Source organism: Pseudomonas sp. FSL R10-1350 (assembly GCF_009600525.1).
Taxonomy (GTDB): domain Bacteria; phylum Pseudomonadota; class Gammaproteobacteria; order Pseudomonadales; family Pseudomonadaceae; genus Aquipseudomonas; species Aquipseudomonas helleri.
This window is the reverse complement of record NZ_WIVR01000185.1, coordinates 1-481: the sequence shown is the minus strand read 5'-3', so window position 1 is coordinate 481 and position 481 is coordinate 1. Positions and strand designations below refer to the sequence as shown.

The 481-nt window shown below is 60.9% G+C and carries 1 protein-coding gene; it reads left to right on the top strand.

The window, feature by feature from the left end:
* A partial coding sequence (locus tag GHO25_RS25760) for a phage tail tape measure protein (RefSeq protein WP_178110259.1) occupies positions 1 to 481 on the top strand: 481 nt, incomplete at both ends.

Here is a 481-nt window from a genome sequence, read left to right as displayed (position 1 = left end):
CCAAAGGTCACATGCAAATTAACCAAGGCCGGGCCACGGTCAAAAGCAGCATTGGCAAGGCCGCTGTCGGCGTGGCCGCACTGGCCGTCCCGACCAAAGTCAGCGCCGATTACAACGCAATCATCCGTGACATCGCGATCAAGGCCGGGGTGGCCAATGCCCCGCAAGAACAACAGATGTCGCGCACCATCATCTCCACATCGCGCGACACCGGCTTGGCCCGCAACGAAGTGGCCAACGTGGTCAACGAACTAGTGGGTGCCGGCATGGACTTGGCCAAGGCGCTGGAATACGCGCCGGTGGCGGCCAAGTTCGTGGTGGGCCAAGGTTCGGGCAGTGCGGAAACGGCGAAGATGATCAACGCCCTAGGGCAAAACGCCAAGATCACTGACGCCAAGGAAATGCAGCAGGCACTGGAAGCCATCGCCTTTCAAGGTCAGGCAGGCAGCTTTGAAGCCAGCGACATGGCGCGCTGGTTTCC